Source organism: Streptomonospora nanhaiensis, assembly GCF_026642255.1.
Classification (GTDB): Bacteria; Actinomycetota; Actinomycetes; order Streptosporangiales; family Streptosporangiaceae; genus Nocardiopsis; species Nocardiopsis tropica.
The window spans coordinates 6,025,916-6,043,427 of record NZ_CP113264.1 but is presented as its reverse complement, the minus strand read 5'-3'; the positions used below and the strand labels follow the sequence as shown (position 1 = coordinate 6,043,427).

The window sequence follows — 17,512 nt, the reverse complement described above, 5'->3', positions numbered from 1 at the left end:
CGAACGCCACCGGCTCCCTGAACACTTCGCCAAGGAGCGGCACGCCCCTTTGCCCGAGGGGCGTTTCCGGGGCACGGTGGCGGAGAGTGACGCCGACACCAGGGGGAGCCCGATGCACGCCGACCAGACACCCACCCCCTACACGGGACTGGACCGGATGACCATCGGCGGCGAGTGGCGCCACGGTTCCTCCGGCGAGGTCCACCACGACGTGGACCCCTACGACGACACGGTCCTCGCGGAGGTCCGCCTGGCCGACGCCGGTGACGTCGACCTCGCCTACCGGGCGGCGGAGCGGGCCTGGCCGGTCTGGGCCGCGACGCCCGCCTACGAGCGGGCCGAGGTGTTCCGCCGTGCGCTCCGCATCCTCGACGCGCGCCGTGCCGAGGTGGCCGAGTGGCTCGTCCGCGAGGCCGGGGCCGTCCGCGACCGCGCCGAGTTCGAGATCGACCTGGTCCGCAGCGGCATGGCCGAGGCCGCCTCCTACCCCACCCGGGTCGAGGGCCGCATCCTGCCCGGGATCACCCCGGGGAAGGAGAACCGCGTCTACCGCGAGCCCCTGGGCGTCGTCACCGTGATCAGCCCCTGGAACTTCCCGTTCCAGCTCTCCCACCGCTCCGTCGCGCCGGCCGTCGCCCTCGGCAACACCGTCGTCCTCAAGCCGGCCGAGAACACGCCCGTCACCGGGGGCCTCCTCCTCGCCCGTGTCTACGAGGAGGCGGGGCTTCCCCCCGGCGTCCTCAACGTGGTCCTCGGCAAGGGCGGGCAGATCGGCGACGCGCTCGCCACGCACGAGTCCTCGCGGATGGTCTCCTTCACCGGCTCGACCGACGTGGGCCGCCACATCTCCCGGCTGATCCCGCTCAAGAGGCGCACGCTCGAACTCGGCGGCAACAGCCCCCTCGTCGTGCTGGACGACGCGGACCTGGACCTGGCGGCCGACGCCGCCGTGTTCGGCTCCTACTACCACCAGGGCCAGATCTGCATGGCCACGAACCGGATCATCGCCACCACCGGCGTCCACGACGAGCTGGTCGACCGGATCGTCGCGCGCGTACGCGCACTGCGGGTCGGGGACCCGGGCGACCCCGCGACCCAGGTCGGCCCCGTCATCGACGACGACCAGGCCGAGGGCATCCGCGACCTGGTCGACCGGTCGGTCGAGGTCGGCGCGCAGCTGCTGCTGTCCGGCGAGCCGGGCGGACCGGCGGGAAGGGTCCTGCCGCCCTACCTGCTGCTCGCGGGCAACCACGCCCCGTGCGCCGCCGAGGAGGTGTTCGGACCGGTGGCCACGGTCATCCGGGCGACGGAGGAGGAGGACGCGCTCCGCATCGCCAACGACACCGAGTACGGGCTCTCCAGCGCCGTCCACACCCGTGACGCCGAGAAGGGGGTGCGATTCGCCCGACGGCTGCGGGCGGGGATGACGCACGTCAACGACTCCACGCTCAACGACGAGGCCAACACGGCGTTCGGCGGGGAGGAGCACTCCGGCCACGGGAGGTTCGGCGGCGAGTGGGTGGTCGAGGCGTTCACGACCGACCACTGGGTCAGCGTCCAGCACGTCCCCCGCACCCTGCCGTTCGGCTTCGGCGGGCGCTGAGGGGGCGGAAGGCCCGCGTCACCGCTTGCGCAGCACCAGCAGCAGGTTCCAGGTGACGACCTCGCGCAGGAAGGGCACGTGCACGACCGGCTTCGTCCACGTCGGCAGGTAGCGGGGCCGGACGTCCACAGCGTCCACGTCGGGGCGCCCGCGCGCCCAGCGCAGCATCTCCCCGGCGTACGCGGCGTACATGCTGCGGCCGAAGTCGTTCTTGGGCCGGCGCCCGTTGCGCCGGGCGAACCGCTCCGCGGCGTACGGACCCCCCAGGTAGTGCCACGGGGAGGTCTCGTGCCCGCCCCAGGGGGACAGCCACAGCGTGTACGACAGGTAGACCAGCCCGCCGGGCCTGGTCACCCGCACCATCTCGTCGGCCATCCGCACGCGGTCGGGCACGTGCTCCAGGACGTTGGAGGAGAAGCACACGTCCACCGAGCCCGTGCGCAGCGGCAGGTCCAGGGCGCTGCCCCGGACGCCGTACGCGTCGGCCTCGCGGCCGTGCAGGGTCATCTCGCGGGCGTCGGAGTCCACGCAGAGGCAGCGTGCCCCGGCGGAGCGGAGCTCGTCGGCGAAGTAGCCGGGGCCGCCCCCCACGTCCACGACGAGGCGGCCGTCCAGGGGCGTGTAGGAGCGCAGCTGGGCGACGGTGTCGCGGGCCAGCGTGCCGTAGAAGAACGCCGGATCGGACTGCTCCCTGCGGAACGCGGAGAACAGGGCGACCGAGCGCCCCAGGGTGGCGCGGAAGGGCGTGGTCCCGTCGTCGCGGGCTGCGGCGGGGGTCACGCGGTCCCCCCTCCGGCCGGTGCGGCCCCGTCCAGCACCACGAAGTGGCGCAGGTGCCGCCAGTGGTCGCCTCCCCAGTACTCGTCCGAGGCCGCGATCCGGCCGCCGGGCACCAGCTCGGCGATCCGCCCGGTGCGCAGGGTGTGCATACGCATCGGCGCCGGGTAGCGCAGCACCACCCTCTGCGCCAGCGCGACCAGGGGCCACGGCACGTACCGGAACACCATCCCCTTGAAGGTGCGGCGCTCCGTCTCGGGCACGCCGAGCACCATCACGCCGCCGGGGCGCAGCACGCGGGCGAACTCGCGCACGTACCCCTCGGCCAGCGCGGTCGGCAGGTGCTGGAGGACGAGGTCGGTGTACACCAGGTCGAACGAGTCGTCGCCGAACAGGGACAGGTCGGCCCGCTCGTTCAGCGTGAACGCGATCCGTCCCCCCGAACGGTCCAGGCGGCGGGCCTCCTCCAGCATCGGCGCGGAGATGTCCACCCCCACGACCTCGTCGAAGTGCGCGGCCAGCGCGTTGGACAGCCGTCCGGCGCCGCAGCCGAAGTCCAGGACCCGGCCGCCCCCGGGGCGGATGCCCAGCTCGTCCATGCGGGCGACCGCCGGGTCGACGTCGGCCCGGCCCGAGGCGAGGAACTCGTCGTCGTCCCACCCGCCGTCGCGCTTGTCCGGGTCCACGCACACCGCCCACAGCGGTTCGGCGGAACCCAGCCGGGTCCAGTCACGGCGGACCTGTTCGAGCCCCACCGGCATCACCTCCACGGTGCTCACGACCCCGCCGGAACATGGTTCTGCATCATGTTCCTGTTCTGGGCTGCCAGGCCTTGGAGACCTGCGCCCGAGGTCAAGGAAGAAAGTGGAACGTGTTGTATTCTGGCACCCATTTTCCGGGTTGGCCAACCTACGGCGGGAGAGAACCGATGCCGCCTGTTCCCCCCACGGCGAGTGGACACGACGGCGCGGAGGCACAGGCGCCCGGCGGGACGGCCGGGGTACGCCGCCCGGCCGGGGGCCCCGGCGGGGAGGGACCCGGCCGGGGCGGACCGGTCCGCGACGCCCTCGCCGTCCTGGGCCTCCTCGCGCGCGACCGGCTGGTCCTGGCGGGGCTGCTGGTCGTCGCGGCGGCGGTCGGCCTCAAGCTGTACGTGCTCACGCAGTCCTACTTCGTGGAGGACGACTACCTCTTCTTCGCCTCCGCGTACGCGAGCGACCTGGGCCCGGACTACCTCCTCACCCTCCACAAGGGGCACCTGATGCCGGGAGCCCTGTTCCTCGTGTACCTCCAGACCACGTTCTGGCCGTACGAGTGGTGGGTCAGCGCGGGCAGCATGCTCGCGTTCCAGGCCGCCGCGCTGCTGGGGTTCTTCCGCCTGCTGTGGGAGCTGTTCGGCCGCCGCCCGGCCCTCCTCGTCCCCCTGACCGTGTACGCGCTGGCCCCGTTGACCGTCCCCGTCCTCGGGTGGTGGTCGGCTGCGCTCAACGCCGTGCCCTTCCAGCTCGCGCTGGTGCTCGCCGCGCTGTGGACCGTGCGCCACCTGCGCACCGGCGACGCCCGGTTCGCCTGGTGGGCGTCGGGCGCGGTCGTGTTCGGCATGCTCTTCACGGTCAAGGCGATGTTCCTGCCCCCCGTGCTGTTCGCGGTGGCCGCGGCCTTCCTGTACCCGGGCGACCCGCTCGTCGCGGTCCGCAGGGCCTGGGTGGTGCACCGCCCCCTGTGGACGGCGATGGGCGCCCTCTTCGCCGCCTACGCGGTGTTCTACCTGGCGCGGATGCGCGCGGGCGAGGGCGGCGAGGGCGCGGGCGTCCCCGAGAGCGAACCCGCCCTGGCCATGCTGCGCGGGCTCCTCACCGAGGTCTTCCCGGTCGGCGCCCTGGGCGGCCCGCCGGAGTGGGGGCCGGTCACCCCCACGGGTGGGCTCGTCGACCCGTCGGGGCCCGTGGTGCTGGGGGCCTGGGCGGTGTTCGCGGTGATCGTGCTGTCGAGCCTGTGGCTGCGGCGCCGGGCGTGGCGTGCCTGGGCGCTCCTGCTCGGCTACCTGGTCGTCGTCGACATCGTCCCGACCGTCATCGCGCGCGGCAGGTTCCAGGAGGTGGCCGCCGCCGACCCCCGCTACGTGGCCGACGCGGCCCCGGTGTTCGCGCTCTGCCTGGCGCTGGCCTTCCTGCCGACGCGTGAGGAGCGGGCGCGGGCGCTGACGGGCGGCGCGGGGGAGCGCGCCGGCTCCGCGGCCGACGCCTACCGCGTGCGTCCCCGGCGGGCCGCCCGGACCGCCGCCGTGCTGGCGACGCTGGCGTACACGGCGTCGGCGGTGTGGTCCACGCACGCCTACGCGGGAACGCTCGGCGGCGACCGCCTCCAGTGGTACCTGGACACGGTCCGGGCCTCCCTGCGGGAGGTCCCGGAGGAGGGCGGCCTGTACGCGCGCCCCGTCCCGGAGGACGTCGTGCTGGAGTGGAACGGCCAGCGCCGCCTGAGCTCCTGGGTGCTGCCGCCGCTGGCCGAGCCCGACGTCGCGGAGCGGATGGTGGAGCCGGAGGAGTCCGGCGCGGCGTACGTGTTCAACGACGCGGGCTACCTGGTCCCGGCGCGGCCGTCCGACAGCAGCTACGTCTTCGGACCCGGGGGAGGGGACCGCTGCCTGGAGCCCTGGGAGGGGCTCATGTCGTGGCCGGTGCGGGTCCACGGCGGCCTCGCCCAGGTCGTCACCCTCGGCTACACGGCGGAGGAGGACGTGCCGGTGGTGGTCGCCCTGGGCGACGACTGGATCGAGGTGGAGCTGCCCGCCGCGGAGGAGAACGGGACACGGTACGTCCCGGCGGGGGCGCCCGGCGAGCAGCTGTCGGTGTTCGTGCCGGAGGACCCCGACGACCGCGGCGGGCTGTGCCTGAGCTGGGTGTCCGTGGGCGGCATGGCCCCCGCGGTCGAGGGCAACCCCTGGGCGCCCGAGGAGGACGACCGCACGGGCGGCGGCGCGGAGGCGGACTAGCCGCTCTTCTCCGCGTCCTTCCGGGACCAGCGCCGGCTCGGCTCCTCCACCCAGTGGAAGGTCGCCGCGGCCAGGAGGACCGTCCCCGCCGTGACCGGCACCATGTCCAGCCAGAACGACCCGGTGAAGATCTCCTGCCCGGTGAAGTCGCGCCACAGGTACAGGACGACGAACTGCCACAGGAACACGCCGTAGGAGATCCGGGCGAGGAACTGGCACACCCGGTGCCGCAGCAGCGAGTCCAGCCAGCGGCCGTCCCGCCAGGCCGCGGCACTGCGGAGGGACGCGGGCGGGGAGGTGGGGCGGGGGGCCAGGGCGGCCGGGGCCACGACGAAGAACGCGAAGCCCGTGCCGGCCAGGGACGCCGCGGCGGAGGTCCAGATGTCGCCCGAGCCGATGAACCGCCCGCCGGTGGCCTCGGTGGCGGTCAGGGCGAGGAAGCCGCCCGCCACCAGCCAGCACACCCCGGGCGACGCGGCCACGGTGCGGCAGAAGCGGCGCACCGGGCCGTCGGCGCCGGGCTCGCGCCACGCCCACTCCGACAGCACGGCCAGCGCCATCCCCGCGGCGAACAGGCCGAGCGCGCGCGGGAGCCAGGCGTGCATGTACTCGCGGGGCTCGGGATGGAACTGCGGCACCAGCGCGGCCAGGGCGAGCACCCCCATGGCGGCGAGCCCGGCGAGGAGCCGTCGGCCGCGGGCGTCCACGGTCCTCCCGCCCCTCGCCCACAGGGTCAGGAGCAGGGCGAACACCGGCAGCAGCAGGTAGAAGGACACCTCGACCGACAGACTCCACATCTGGCCGAGGCCGTAGGGGCCGGTCCCCACCCACGGCGGGTCGGTGTCGAAGGGGAAGGCCAGGGTCAGGACCTGGAGCCAGTAGGAGGGCGAGCCGAGCTCCTCCCGGGAGTAGAGGAGCAGCGCGGCCACCGCCACGACCCAGTAGGCGGGGAACACGCGCACGACCCGGCGCCACAGGTAGGGGCGGGCCCGGGGGCCCCGCGTCCCGTCCAGGGCGGCGCGCGCCCAGGGCCGGTACAGCAGCACGCCGGAGAGCGTGAAGAACAGGGGCACGGCGAGGTCGAACGCGGACACCAGCCCGCCCAGGACGCCCGGGGCGAGGGAGTCGCCGGTCTCCGTGGCGACGTGGAAGACCAGGACCATCAGGGCGGCCGCGGCGCGGATGCCGTCGAGGGTCTCGTGGCGTCCGTCGACCTGGGGCAGGACCAGCGCCGGATCGGGGTCCCGCGGCGGGGGCCGCGTGCCGGTGGAGGGGGAGCCGGGGAGGGTGCCGTCGGAGGTGCTGCCGGTGGGTGCGCCGGTGGGGTCCTCGGGCGCGGAGGGAGTGGGCGCCATGGGCCTTCCAGAACGGGGGAGCGTTGAAACGCGCTTCACTAGAACGTGTTATAAAAATTCAGACACGCCCTGGTGACGTCGTTCACTACTGGGCAGTACTCTACCCGGAACTGGACCTAGTTCCACTAGACGCAGTTTCAGATCTGGACTCTCATCCGCCCAGGAGGGCACATGCGCCGTACCGTTGCGGTCGTTCTCATCGCGTTTGGAGTCTTCTTTCTCGCCGCCGCACCCATGATGCGCACGTGGATGTCGAGCTCCCTGATGAAGACTCCCCTGGACTACTACAGCGAGACAGTCAACGTCGCCGAAGGTGCCACCTACTTCAACATCGAGGACGTGGAACTCGTCGAGGACGCCACCCTCGAGGCCCACGCGACGATCCGCGCGGACGTGGCCTCCAGCACCGACGAGATCGTGGTGTGGGACCAGTTCACCTGGCTGAAGGACGCCGAGACCGACTTCGGCATCAGCTCCACGAGCCGCCGCGCCGGACACGACCGCGTCACCGGCGAGGCCGTCGACTGCTGCGACTCCATGGTCAACGAGGAGTCCGTCGTCCAGAGCGGGCAGGCCTGGAAGTTCCCGTTCTTCACCGAGCAGCGGGACTACGACTTCTACGAGACCACCGTCCAGGAGGTCGTCCCCATGGAGTTCCAGGGGGTCGAGGCGGTCGAGGGCGTCGAGGCCTACCGGTTCGTCCAGACCGTCGAGCCGACCGTCATCGACGAGCGCACCCTCCCGCGCTCGGTCGCCGGCCTGGAGGGCGACGGGGACGTCACCGGGGACGAGGTCTTCTCCATCACCCGCACCTACTGGATCGAGCCCACCACCGGATCGCCCCTCAAGGTCAGCGAGGACCAGAACCGCGTCGTGGTCGTGGACGGCGAGGAGGTCCTGACCCTGCTGGACGCCGAGCTCGTCTTCGACGACGAGTCGGTCCGCAACGCCGTCGCCAACTCCGAGCAGGGCCGCACCGTGCTGCCGCTGCTGCACACCACCCTCCCGATCGCCTTCCTCGTCGTCGGCGTGGGCTTCGTGGGCATCGCCGTCGTCCTGTACGTCTCAGGCCGCCGCAGTGACCACCACAACTGACCCCCGCCCCCCACTCCGCCCCCGGCCCTCACCGGCGTGCCCGAGAGGGTGCGCCGGTGCGCCCGTCCCGGAGCCGGGGCGCCCGTGACGCGGAGCGCGGAGCGGACCGGGCACGCGGGCGACGGCACACCCGGAGGCCCCGATGTCCAGGGGAGCCCGCGCGACCTCCTGGGCACGGCCCGCGCGCTGGTCCGTGCCTGCCGGCCCCGGCAGTGGATCAAGAACCTCCTGGTCCTGGCGGCCCCCGGAGCGGCCGGGGCCCTGGGGAGCCCCGACGCGCTGCTGACCTGCGCCGCGGTGTTCGCGCTGTTCTGCGCGGCCGCCAGCGGCACCTACCTGCTCAACGACGTCCACGACGCCGACCGCGACCGCGCGCACGCGCGCAAGCGCCACCGGCCCGTCGCCTCTGGCGCGCTCCCTGTCCCCGTCGCCGTCACGGCCGGAGCCGTCCTGGGCGCAGCGGCCCCGCTGGCCTCCCTGGCCCTCGGCGATCCGCTCCTGACGGGCCTGGTCACCGGATACGTCCTGCTCACCCTGGCCTACACCCGCCGACTCAAGGACGTGGTGGTGTGCGACCTGGTCGTGGTCGCCGCCTGCCACGTGCTGCGCGCCGCCGCGGGCGGAGCCGCGGTCGGCGTGCCGCTGACCTCCTGGTTCGTCATCGTGGTGTCGCTGGCCGCACTGCTCGTCGTGGTCGGCAAGCGCGAGGCCGAGCTGCGGGCGTTCCGCGACGCGGGCGCGTCGGCCGCCGCACCGGTGCGGGAGACCCTGCGCGGGTACACGGTCACCTACCTGGCCCAGACCCGCACCATGGCGTCGGCGGCGATGATCGTCACCTACTGCCTGTGGGCCCTGGACCGGGGCGACGCGTCGCAGCCCGTGTTCCACGCGGTGAGTATCGTTCCGTTCATCATGTTCGTCCTGCGCTACAACCTGCTCGTGGACCGGGGGGCCGGGGAGGAACCCGAGGAGATCGCCCTGCGCGACCGCCCCCTCCAGGTGACCCTCGTGTCGCTCGCCGCCCTCGTCGGACTGGGGATCCACCTGTGAGTCCACCGCCGCCGGACCGTGCGCCCGCCCACGGCGGGACGCGCCCCGCCCTCCTCACAGGCTGGGGCCGCACCGCCCCCACCGCCGCGCGCGTGGCGCGGCCGCGCACCGCCGAACAGGTCGCCGAGGCGCTCTCGCGGGCCGGAGCGCGCGGAGCCCTCGCCCGCGGACTGGGCCGCTCCTACGGCGACGCCGCGCAGGCCGCCGGCGGGCTGGTCCTGGACTGCACCGCGCTGACCGGCCCGATCCGGCTCGACACCGCGCGCGGCGAGGCCACCGCCCCGGCGGGGACCACCCTCGGCGGGCTCGTCGCCCACCTCCTCCGGCACGGGTACTTCGTCCCCGTGGCCCCGGGGACCGGCCAGGTCACCCTGGGCGGGGCGGTCGCCGCCGACGTCCACGGCAAGAACCACCACGCCGACTCCTCGATCGGCGCCCACGTGCGCGCGCTGACCCTGGTGACCCCCGACGGGAGTGCGCGCGCGCTGGGGCCGGAGGGCGACGGGTCCGAGCTGTTCTGGGCGACCGTCGGCGGCATGGGGCTGACCGGTGTGGTCACCGAGGTCACGCTGGCCGTGTTCCCGGTCGAGACGGCGTACATGAGGGTGGACACCGACCGGACCGCCGGACTCGACGCCACCCTGGAGCTGATGTCGCGCCCGGCATCCGACCGCCGCTACTCGGTCTGCTGGGTCGACCTGCTGGCCGCGGGCGGCGCGATGGGCCGGGGCGTGTTCACCCGGGCCGACCACGCGCGGATCGGCGACCTCCCCTCCACGCTCCGGCGCGAGCCGCTGAGGCACCGGCCGGGCACGGTCCTGGCGGCGCCGCCCTGGGCGCCGCCGGGGCTGCTCAACCGGTGGACGGTGGGGGCCTTCAACGCCGCCTACCTCCGCGCCGCGCCCCGGCGCAGGCGCGGCGAGGCGCAGCCGCTCGCCGGGTTCTTCCACCCGCTCGACGCGGTGCGGGGATGGAACCGCATGTACGGTCCGCGCGGGCTGGTGCAGTACCAGTTCGTCGTCCCGTTCGGGGCGGAGGGCACCCTCGCCGCCGTCATGGAACGGCTCTCCCGGGCGGGCGCCCCGTCTTTCCTGGCGGTCCTCAAGCGCATGGGGGAGCCCACCCCGGGTCCGCTGTCCTTCCCCCGGCCGGGATGGACCCTCGCCGTGGACCTGCCCGCCGACCTGCCCGGCCTCGGCCGCCTGCTCGACGCCCTCGACGAGAGGCTGCTGGAGGCCGGAGGCCGCCTGTACCTGGCCAAGGACAGCAGGGCGCGCGCCGAGACCGTGCACGCGATGTACCCGGAGCTGCCCGCCTGGCGGAGGGTGCGGGACCGGGCCGACCCCGGGGGCGTGCTCGTCTCCGACCTCGCCCGCCGCCTGCGGCTCGTCTGACCGCCGGGCCCGGCGCCGACGCGGGGCCGTGCGGACACCGGACGCCCCCCGCACACCACGACACCCCACACGACCGGAGGGAACCCATGCGCGACTCGGTGGGACGGGTACGCACCGTGCTGCTGCTCGGCGGACGCAGCGAGATCGGCCTCGCCATCGTCGAGCGGCTGGTCCGCGACGGCGCCCGGGAGGTGGTGCTGGCCGCGCGCGGCGGGGCGGAGCCCCCGCCGGGCGCGCTCACGGAGCTCGGCGCCTCCGTGTACTCGGTGGAGTTCGACGCCGGCGACCCCGACGCCCACACGGGCACGGTCGCGGAGGCCGTCGGCCTGGTCGGCGACCTGGACGTGGTCGTGGACGCGTTCGGCGTGCTGGGGGACCAGGCGGCGTACGAGGCGGACCCGGCCTCCGCGGCCCGGGCCGCCGCCGTGAACTACACGGGGCACGTCTCCGCGGGGCTGGCCGTCGCGGCCCGCCTGCGCGAGCAGGGGCACGGCGCCCTGGTGGTCCTGTCCTCCGTCGCCGGGGTGCGGGTCCGCAGGTTCAACTACGTGTACGGGTCGGCCAAGGCCGGTCTGGACGGCTTCGCCCAGGGGCTCGCCGACTCCCTGCACGGGTCCGGCGCGCGGGTGCTGGTGGTGCGGCCGGGATACGTGCCCACCCGTATGTCCGCCCACGTGGACCCCGCGCCGTTCCCGGCCACGCCGGGCCAGGTGGCGGAGGCGGTGGCCTCCGGACTGCGCTCGGGGGCGACCACCGTGTGGGCGCCGCGCGTGCTCCGGCCGCTCTTCGCGGGGATGCGGCTGATGCCCCGCGCGCTGTGGCGGCGCCTGCGGCGCTGAGCCGGGGGGAGGCGCGCTCCCGGCGGGGAAGGCCGGGAGCGCACCCGGGTCAGGGGCCGGAGGGGGCCGGCGGGTCGGACCGGGCGTCCCCCGGTTCCGACCGGAGCCCGTCGGCGGTCAGCCGGTAGAACGCCAGGGGGACCAGGCAGCACAGCATGACCGCGGCGGGCACCAGGGTGCTGCCGACCAGCATGCCGCGCAGCGCCTCGTCGCTCTGGCGCACGGCCTCGCCCGCGCCCGACTCCACGTAGCCGCTCAGCGCCAGGGACAGCGACAGGAGGCCCGTCCCGACCGCCTGCGCCATCGCCTCCCCCGAGGTCCACACGCCCGACAGCACACCGCTCTGGCGCCGCCCCGAGCCGTGCGTGTCCGCCATGCAGTCGGCCAGCATCGACCACGGCAGCAGGGTCGTGCCGGACAGGCCCACGCCCACCAGCACGGAGGAGAGGACCGCGCCGGGGAGGCCCCAGACCGGGATGAGCAGCAGTCCGAGGCCGCCCAGGGAGAACACCGCCGCCGCGAGCCCCGCGGCACGGCGCTTGTCCACGCGCACGGACAGCCGCTTCCACAGCGGCGCCGACGCGATCAGCGGCACCAGGACGCACACCATCAGGACGCTCGTGTAGCGCGGCTCGCCCATGACGTTGGCCGTCACGTACGGAACCCCGGCGACCATGGTGCCGCCCGCCGCCGCCATCAGCAGGTTGGCGGGGAAGAGCACGCGGAAGTGCCGGTGCGCGAACGCCGCGCGCAGCTGGGCCGGGAGGCCCTCGGTGCGGTGCGGGAAGACCGTCCGCGGCGCCCTCCGGGTGCCGATCACGGCGCCGAGCATCGACACCAGCACCACGGCCCCCATGACCAGGCCCATGAGCCGGTACCCGGCCACCTCGTCGCCGGGGGCCGACTGGAGGACCGGCGCCAGCGCTCCGCCGAGCATCAGCGCGAGCCCCACGAACGCGGTCCGCCACGTGTTGAACGTGGACCGCTCGTGGTAGTCGGAGGTGATCTCCCCGGGCAGGGCGGCGTGCGGGACCTGGAACACGGAGGACGCCAGGGCCGCGGCCACGAACACGACCGCCACGTACAGGGCGGCGGCGTTCCCCTCCAGGGGAGGGCCGGCGAACATGGCGCCGAACAGCACGGGCAGGGTCAGCGCGCCCGCCAGCATCCAGGGGCGGCGCGGCCCCCAGGAGGAGCGGGTCCTGTCCGACCGGATACCGATGTACGGGCTGACCAGGAGGTCGACCAGTTTGGGCAGGAGGACCACCAGCCCCGCCAGGGCGGGGCCCACCGCGAGCGTGTCGGTCAGGTAGATGAGCAGCAGCAGCCCCGGGACCGTGTTGAAGATGCCTGTGGCCACGGCGCCGCTGCCGTACCAGGCGTGCACCGAGCGGGGCAGCGCCCCGGTCCCCCCGGCGGGCGCGGCGCCGGGGGCGGGGCCGACGGCCGTGGTCACGCGCGTCCTTCCGCGGAGGCGGGCGCCGGGCCCTGCCCGGAGGCGGTCCCGCCGCCGGCCGCCCCGCCGTCCCCGCCGTACAGCTCGGCGTGGCCGACCGGGTCCACGTCGTGCGCCACCGGGCACCCGGCCGGGAACGTGCCGATGCGGTCGACGTCGTACCCCTCGGGGTAGCTGCGGATGTTGGGGTTCATGTCCGCCCACAGCGGCTCCTCGCGCGGCCTCATGCGGCGCACGACCTTGGCGCGGAGCTTCAGCGCCAGGTCGGCCGACCTGCGCCAGGCCCGGCTCGGCGGCTCGTACCGGAAGGCCTCGATGAGCGAGTCGTCCAGGATCGCCATCGAGAACCTGCGCGCCAGGCCGGCCACGCGCGGCGGGTAGAACGTCACCATCAGGTCGAGGGTGGAGTCGGAGACGGCGCGCCCGGCGTCGGTGTAGGCGAAGTGTTCGCGCTCGTAGGAGTCGAGGAGGTCCCGGAACTCCTCGTAGGTCCCGGGGATGTCCTTGATCCCCATGTACTTGCCGAGCCTGCGGTAGTAGTGCGTGATCGCGGAGACCTCGTGGTCCGACAGCCTGCGCCAGCCGTAGCCGTAGTCGTTGAGCCAGCGCACGGGCATCACGACGAAGGTGCTGAGCACGTACCGGTAGTCGTCGTTGCCGATGTCGTAGGAGCGGTGCATCTGGTTCATCCGGCGCAGGGAGTCGCGTCCCTTCCCGGGGCCGAACCCGTGCCGCATCATGTTGCCGAGGATGAGCGCGGTGTCGTCGTAGCGCTTCTGGGTGCTGCCGGTGAACTCGTTCGTCCTGCCGAGCAGCCCGCCGATGCTGGGGACGGCGTAGGTGCGGTACAGGGCGATCCCCAGGGCGCGTCCCATGTCCCACGGGAACTCGTGGGAGTTGAGGATCTGCATGATGCGCACGCAGTCGGCCTCGGCGTCCAGGCGGTGGATCTCGTCGCGGAAGTCGAAACGTTTCAAGGGAGGTTCCTTCGGGAGGGGGCGGGGGGCGGGGCGGCGGCCTGGGGCGCGAGGGGGCGCGCGGACGGGCGGGTGCACTCCCGGACGGCTACTGCCCGGGGGTTCCCGCGGCCCCGGCGGGGCCGGGGGCCTCCGGTCCGTCGACGGCTCCGGGGGCGGAGCCCGCCGGGGCGACCGCCTGGTCGGGCGCCGGGACCCGTGCCCCGGTGGGGGCCACCTCCCGGGTGAGCATGCCGTGCGGGACCGGGCACCCCTGGGGGAAGGTGCCGATCCGGGAGGGCTCGTAGCCTTCCGGGTAGCTGCGGACGTTCGCGCTCTCCCGGGCCCAGCGCGGCTTCTCGCGCGGCGGCATCAGCCGCACCACGCGTGCCCGCAGTTTCAGCGCGCCCGAGCCGAGCCGGCGCCACGCGGCCGACGGCTCCGGGTAGCCGAAGGCCTTGATCAGCCGGTCGTCCAGGAGGGCCTTGGTGAAGGGGCGCACCAGGGGGCGCTGCCAGGCGGGGTAGAAGTCCGCCATCAGGCCGAGCGTGGAGTCGGAGACAGCCCGGCCGCCCTCGGTGTAGGCGAAGTGCTCGCGCTCGTAGGAGTCGAGGAGGTCCCGGAACTCCTCGTAGGTCCCGGGGATGTCCTTGATCCCCATGTACTTGCCGAGCCTGCGGTAGTAGTGCGTGATCGCGGAGACCTCGTGGTCCGACAGCCTGCGCCAGCCGTAGCCGTAGTCGTTGAGCCAGCGCACGGGCATCACGACGAAGGTGCTGAGCACGTACCGGTAGTCGTCGTTGCCGATGTCGTAGGAGCGGTGCATCTGGTTCATCCGGCGCAGGGAGTCGCGTCCCTTCCCGGGGCCGAACCCGTGCCGCATCATGTTGCCGAGGATGAGCGCGGTGTCGTCGTAGCGCTTCTGGGTGCTGCCGGTGAACTCGTTCGTCCTGCCGAGCAGCCCGCCGATGCTGGGGACGGCGTAGGTGCGGTACAGGGCGATCCCCAGGGCGCGTCCCATGTCCCACGGGAACTCGTGGGAGTTGAGGATCTGCATGATGCGCACGCAGTCGGCCTCGGCGTCCAGGCGGTGGATCTCGTCGCGGAAGTCGAAACGTTTCAAGGGAGGTTCCTTCGGGAGGGGGCGGGGGGCGGGGCGGCGGCCTGGGGCGCGAGGGGGCGCGCGGACGGGCGGGTGCACTCCCGGACGGCTACTGCCCGGGGGTTCCCGCGGCCCCGGCGGGGCCGGGGGCCTCCGGTCCGTCGACGGCTCCGGGGGCGGAGCCCGCCGGGGCGACCGCCTGGTCGGGCGCCGGGACCCGTGCCCCGGTGGGGGCCACCTCCCGGGTGAGCATGCCGTGCGGGACCGGGCACCCCTGGGGGAAGGTGCCGATCCGGGAGGGCTCGTAGCCTTCCGGGTAGCTGCGGACGTTCGCGCTCTCCCGGGCCCAGCGCGGCTTCTCGCGCGGCGGCATCAGCCGCACCACGCGTGCCCGCAGTTTCAGCGCGCCCGAGCCGAGCCGGCGCCACGCGGCCGACGGCTCCGGGTAGCCGAAGGCCTTGATCAGCCGGTCGTCCAGGAGGGCCTTGGTGAAGGGGCGCACCAGGGGGCGCTGCCAGGCGGGGTAGAAGTCCGCCATCAGGCCGAGCGTGGAGTCGGAGACAGCCCGGCCGCCCTCGGTGTAGGCGAAGTGCTCGCGCTCGTAGGAGTCGAGGAGGTCCCGGAACTCCTCGTAGGTCCCGGGGATGTCCTTGATCCCCATGTGTTTGCCGAGCTTGCGGTAGTAGTTGGTGCCGGCGGCGATCTCGTGGTCGGTCAGCCTGCGCCAGCCGTAGCCCCAGTCGTTGAGCCAGCGCACCGGCATCACGACGAAGGTGCTGAGCACGTACCGGTAGTCGTCGTTGCCGATGTCGTAGGAGCGGTGCATCTGGTTCATGCGCCGCAGCGCGTCCCGGCCGCGCCCCGGGCCGAACCCGTGCTCCATGATGTCGTTGAGGATGAGGGCGGTGTCGTCGTAGCGGTGCTGGGTGCGCTCCGTGAACTCGCGGGTGTGCGCGAGGAGCTCCCCGATGCTGGGGACGGCGTAGGTCCGGTACAGCGCCAGGCCCAGGGCCTGTTCGAAGTCCCACGGGAACTCGTGGGCGCCCAGGATGCGCACGATGCGCTCGCAGTCGGCCTCGGCGTCCAGGGCCTGGATCGTGTCTCGCCACTCGAACCGCTTCATGGAGTACTCCAGTCGCCTTCGTGCGGGCCCGCCCGAGACGGGTCCATGGTCTGCGGGTGCGCAGCGCACGACGGCGCTCCACGGGGCGCACTTTACCCGGGGAGCCCGTGTGTACACCGGGCCCGGTGCCCTCCGTGCCGGTCCGGATCCGAACCGTGTCCGGACCGTTCCCCGATCAGTGCCGTGCCGGCGTCCGCCGGTACGCGGAAGGGGCGGAGGGCGACCGCCCCCCGCCCCTTCCGCGTCCGCGCGCCTCAGGCCGCCATGCGCTCGGCGACCCGGTTGACCAGCGTCAGCAGGACCTGTTTGGACGACTCCCGCTCGCGGGCGTCGCACAGCACCACCGGGATCGCCGGGTCGAGGCTCAGCGCGTCGCGGACCTCGCCCGGCTCGTAGGCGTGGGAGTCGTCGAAGCAGTTCACCGCCACGATGAACGGCACGCCGCGGCGCTCGAAGAAGTCCACCGCGGCGAAGCACGTCTCCAGGCGGCGGGTGTCGGCGAGGACGACGGCCCCCAGCGCGCCCTCCGACAGCTCCTCCCACATGAACCAGAAGCGCTCCTGGCCCGGGGTGCCGAAGAGGTACAGCACCAGGGCGGAGCTGATCGTGATGCGGCCGAAGTCCAGCGCCACCGTGGTGGTCGTCTTCGATTCCACCCCGGACAGGTCGTCGACCCCGTAGCTGGCCTCGGTCATCACCTCCTCGGTGCTCAGCGGGGCGATCTCGCTGACGGACCCGACCAACGTGGTCTTTCCGGCGCCGAAACCTCCGGCGATCAGGATCTTCAGCGCGGAGGGAACGATCGTCTGCGTGTCGTCAGAGTCGCTGGATGCCATCGAGAACCGCCTGGAGTACGTCCCGGCTCACCGGGCTCTTAGCTGTGTAGGGGGCACGGGCCAACGCGAGGCCGCGGTTGAGGAGGTCGCTCAGCAGAACCTTGACCACGGCCACCGGGATGTCCAGGTGCGCGGACACCTCGGCGACCGACTGCGGCCGGCGGCACAGCTCCAGGATCCGGAGCTGCTCCGGTTCCAGGGCCATCTCGTCGACCTCGGCCCGCTTGGCCGCGATCACCACGCTGATCATGTCCAGCCGCACGGTGTCCGCGTGCTCGCGGCCCTGCGCGATCACGTACGGGCGGACGAGCGGACCGGCGTCCTGGTGGCCGGGCGCCCCGGGCCCCGCCGGGGTGGCCGCGGGGCCGGGGCTCCCGGGCGAACCCGCGCCGTACCCGCCGACCGCGTCGCGTCCCGGCAGGCCCTGCGGTATCCCGCCGTGCGGGATCTCGTTGTGCGCTTGCATGGCCGTCCCCTATCGCGTGGCTTCCCCGGAGGCGCCCTCGTGCCTGGGGGCGGCGTCCAGATACCGTCCCACCTGCTCGACCAGGACGTTCATCTCGTAGGCGATGAGCCCGACGTCGGCGCTCTCGTCGGCGAGCACCGCCAGGCACGCCCCGCGGCCCGCGCCGGTGACGAACAGGTAGGCGCTCTCCATCTCGACCACGGTCTGGAGGACCTCGCCGCCGCCGAAGTGGCGGCCGGTGCCGCGGGCCAGGCTCTGGAACGCGGAGGCCACCGCGGACAGGTGCTCGGCGTCCTCCTTGACCAGGTCGTGGGAGCGTCCGATCAGGAGGCCGTCCGCGGACAGCACGATCGCGTGCCGGGAGCCGACGGCGCGGTCGAGCAGCTCGTCGAGCAGCCAGTCGATGTCCTTCTTGGCAGCGCCGTTTCCGTTGTCGTGCGCGGCGCCTTCGGGAGTACTCGTCAC

Annotated in this window: 16 protein-coding genes; 6 read left to right on the top strand and 10 right to left on the bottom strand. The window is 73.7% G+C overall.

Annotation, left to right across the window (positions count from 1 at the left end; translation table 11 throughout):
- Positions 1-112 precede the first annotated feature (112 nt).
- A complete protein-coding gene (locus OUQ99_RS26040; protein WP_267946416.1) occupies positions 113-1,603 on the top strand; it encodes an aldehyde dehydrogenase family protein in 1,491 nt (496 codons plus the stop codon).
- Between the two features lie 18 nt (positions 1,604-1,621).
- Here the strand turns inward: OUQ99_RS26040 and OUQ99_RS26035 are convergent, their stop codons facing one another.
- Positions 1,622-2,383 carry a class I SAM-dependent methyltransferase gene (locus OUQ99_RS26035; protein WP_267946415.1) on the bottom strand — a complete coding sequence of 254 codons (762 nt, stop codon included), beginning with the start codon at positions 2,381-2,383 and terminating at the stop codon, positions 1,622-1,624.
- Positions 2,380-3,159 carry a class I SAM-dependent methyltransferase gene (locus OUQ99_RS26030; RefSeq protein WP_346660218.1) on the bottom strand — a complete coding sequence of 260 codons (780 nt, stop codon included), beginning with the start codon at positions 3,157-3,159 and terminating at the stop codon, positions 2,380-2,382. Before OUQ99_RS26030 ends, OUQ99_RS26035 begins: the two co-directional genes overlap by 4 nt.
- A gap of 149 nt (positions 3,160-3,308) precedes the next feature.
- Here OUQ99_RS26030 and OUQ99_RS26025 point away from each other — a divergent pair, with 149 nt between their 5' ends.
- A complete protein-coding gene (locus OUQ99_RS26025; RefSeq protein ID WP_267946414.1) occupies positions 3,309-5,375 on the top strand; it encodes a hypothetical protein in 2,067 nt (688 codons plus the stop codon).
- Here the strand turns inward: OUQ99_RS26025 and OUQ99_RS26020 are convergent.
- Positions 5,372-6,730, bottom strand: coding sequence for an acyltransferase family protein (locus OUQ99_RS26020; protein ID WP_267946413.1), 1,359 nt, complete (start codon positions 6,728-6,730; stop codon positions 5,372-5,374). The genes OUQ99_RS26025 and OUQ99_RS26020 overlap by 4 nt on opposite strands.
- 171 nt (positions 6,731-6,901) lie before the next feature.
- Here OUQ99_RS26020 and OUQ99_RS26015 point away from each other — a divergent pair, with 171 nt between their 5' ends.
- The 4 genes from OUQ99_RS26015 to OUQ99_RS26000 all read left to right on the top strand — a co-directional run bounded on the left by OUQ99_RS26015 (position 6,902) and on the right by OUQ99_RS26000 (position 11,108).
- The gene (locus OUQ99_RS26015; protein ID WP_267946412.1) at positions 6,902-7,825 is read left to right on the top strand and encodes a DUF3068 domain-containing protein; all 924 of its coding nucleotides are present in this window, start codon (positions 6,902-6,904) and stop codon (positions 7,823-7,825) included.
- A gap of 168 nt (positions 7,826-7,993) precedes the next feature.
- On the top strand, positions 7,994-8,875 hold the full coding sequence (locus tag OUQ99_RS26010; RefSeq protein ID WP_267950503.1) for a decaprenyl-phosphate phosphoribosyltransferase: 882 nt from the start codon (positions 7,994-7,996) through the stop codon (positions 8,873-8,875).
- Positions 8,872-10,269 (top strand): FAD-binding oxidoreductase, encoded by a 1,398-nt coding sequence (locus OUQ99_RS26005; protein ID WP_267946411.1) that lies wholly within the window; start codon positions 8,872-8,874, stop codon positions 10,267-10,269. Before OUQ99_RS26010 ends, OUQ99_RS26005 begins: the two co-directional genes overlap by 4 nt.
- Positions 10,270-10,355: 86 nt before the next feature.
- Positions 10,356-11,108 (top strand): SDR family NAD(P)-dependent oxidoreductase, encoded by a 753-nt coding sequence (locus tag OUQ99_RS26000; RefSeq protein ID WP_267946410.1) that lies wholly within the window; start codon positions 10,356-10,358, stop codon positions 11,106-11,108.
- Between the two features lie 49 nt (positions 11,109-11,157).
- On the opposite strand, the gene OUQ99_RS25995 is transcribed toward OUQ99_RS26000, so the two are convergent.
- The 7 genes from OUQ99_RS25995 to OUQ99_RS25965 all read right to left on the bottom strand — a co-directional run bounded on the left by OUQ99_RS25995 (position 11,158) and on the right by OUQ99_RS25965 (position 17,512).
- Positions 11,158-12,564: an MFS transporter gene (locus tag OUQ99_RS25995; protein ID WP_267946409.1), complete on the bottom strand. Its 1,407-nt coding sequence runs from the start codon at positions 12,562-12,564 to the stop codon at positions 11,158-11,160.
- The gene (locus OUQ99_RS25990; RefSeq protein WP_267946408.1) at positions 12,561-13,541 is read right to left on the bottom strand and encodes an oxygenase MpaB family protein; all 981 of its coding nucleotides are present in this window, start codon (positions 13,539-13,541) and stop codon (positions 12,561-12,563) included. Before OUQ99_RS25990 ends, OUQ99_RS25995 begins: the two co-directional genes overlap by 4 nt.
- A gap of 88 nt (positions 13,542-13,629) precedes the next feature.
- Complete coding sequence (locus tag OUQ99_RS25985; RefSeq protein WP_267946407.1) at positions 13,630-14,643, bottom strand: oxygenase MpaB family protein; 1,014 nt, start codon at positions 14,641-14,643, stop codon at positions 13,630-13,632.
- An 88-nt stretch (positions 14,644-14,731) separates the two neighbouring features.
- Entirely contained in the window at positions 14,732-15,745 is a 1,014-nt protein-coding gene (locus OUQ99_RS25980) for an oxygenase MpaB family protein (RefSeq protein ID WP_267946406.1), read from the bottom strand.
- Between the two features lie 254 nt (positions 15,746-15,999).
- Positions 16,000-16,581 (bottom strand): GTP-binding protein, encoded by a 582-nt coding sequence (locus OUQ99_RS25975; RefSeq protein ID WP_267946405.1) that lies wholly within the window; start codon positions 16,579-16,581, stop codon positions 16,000-16,002.
- Positions 16,562-17,047: a DUF742 domain-containing protein gene (locus tag OUQ99_RS25970; RefSeq protein WP_267946404.1), complete on the bottom strand. Its 486-nt coding sequence runs from the start codon at positions 17,045-17,047 to the stop codon at positions 16,562-16,564. Before OUQ99_RS25970 ends, OUQ99_RS25975 begins: the two co-directional genes overlap by 20 nt.
- A 9-nt stretch (positions 17,048-17,056) precedes the next feature.
- Positions 17,057-17,512, bottom strand: a complete 456-nt coding sequence (locus OUQ99_RS25965; protein ID WP_267946403.1) for a roadblock/LC7 domain-containing protein — start codon at positions 17,510-17,512, stop codon at positions 17,057-17,059.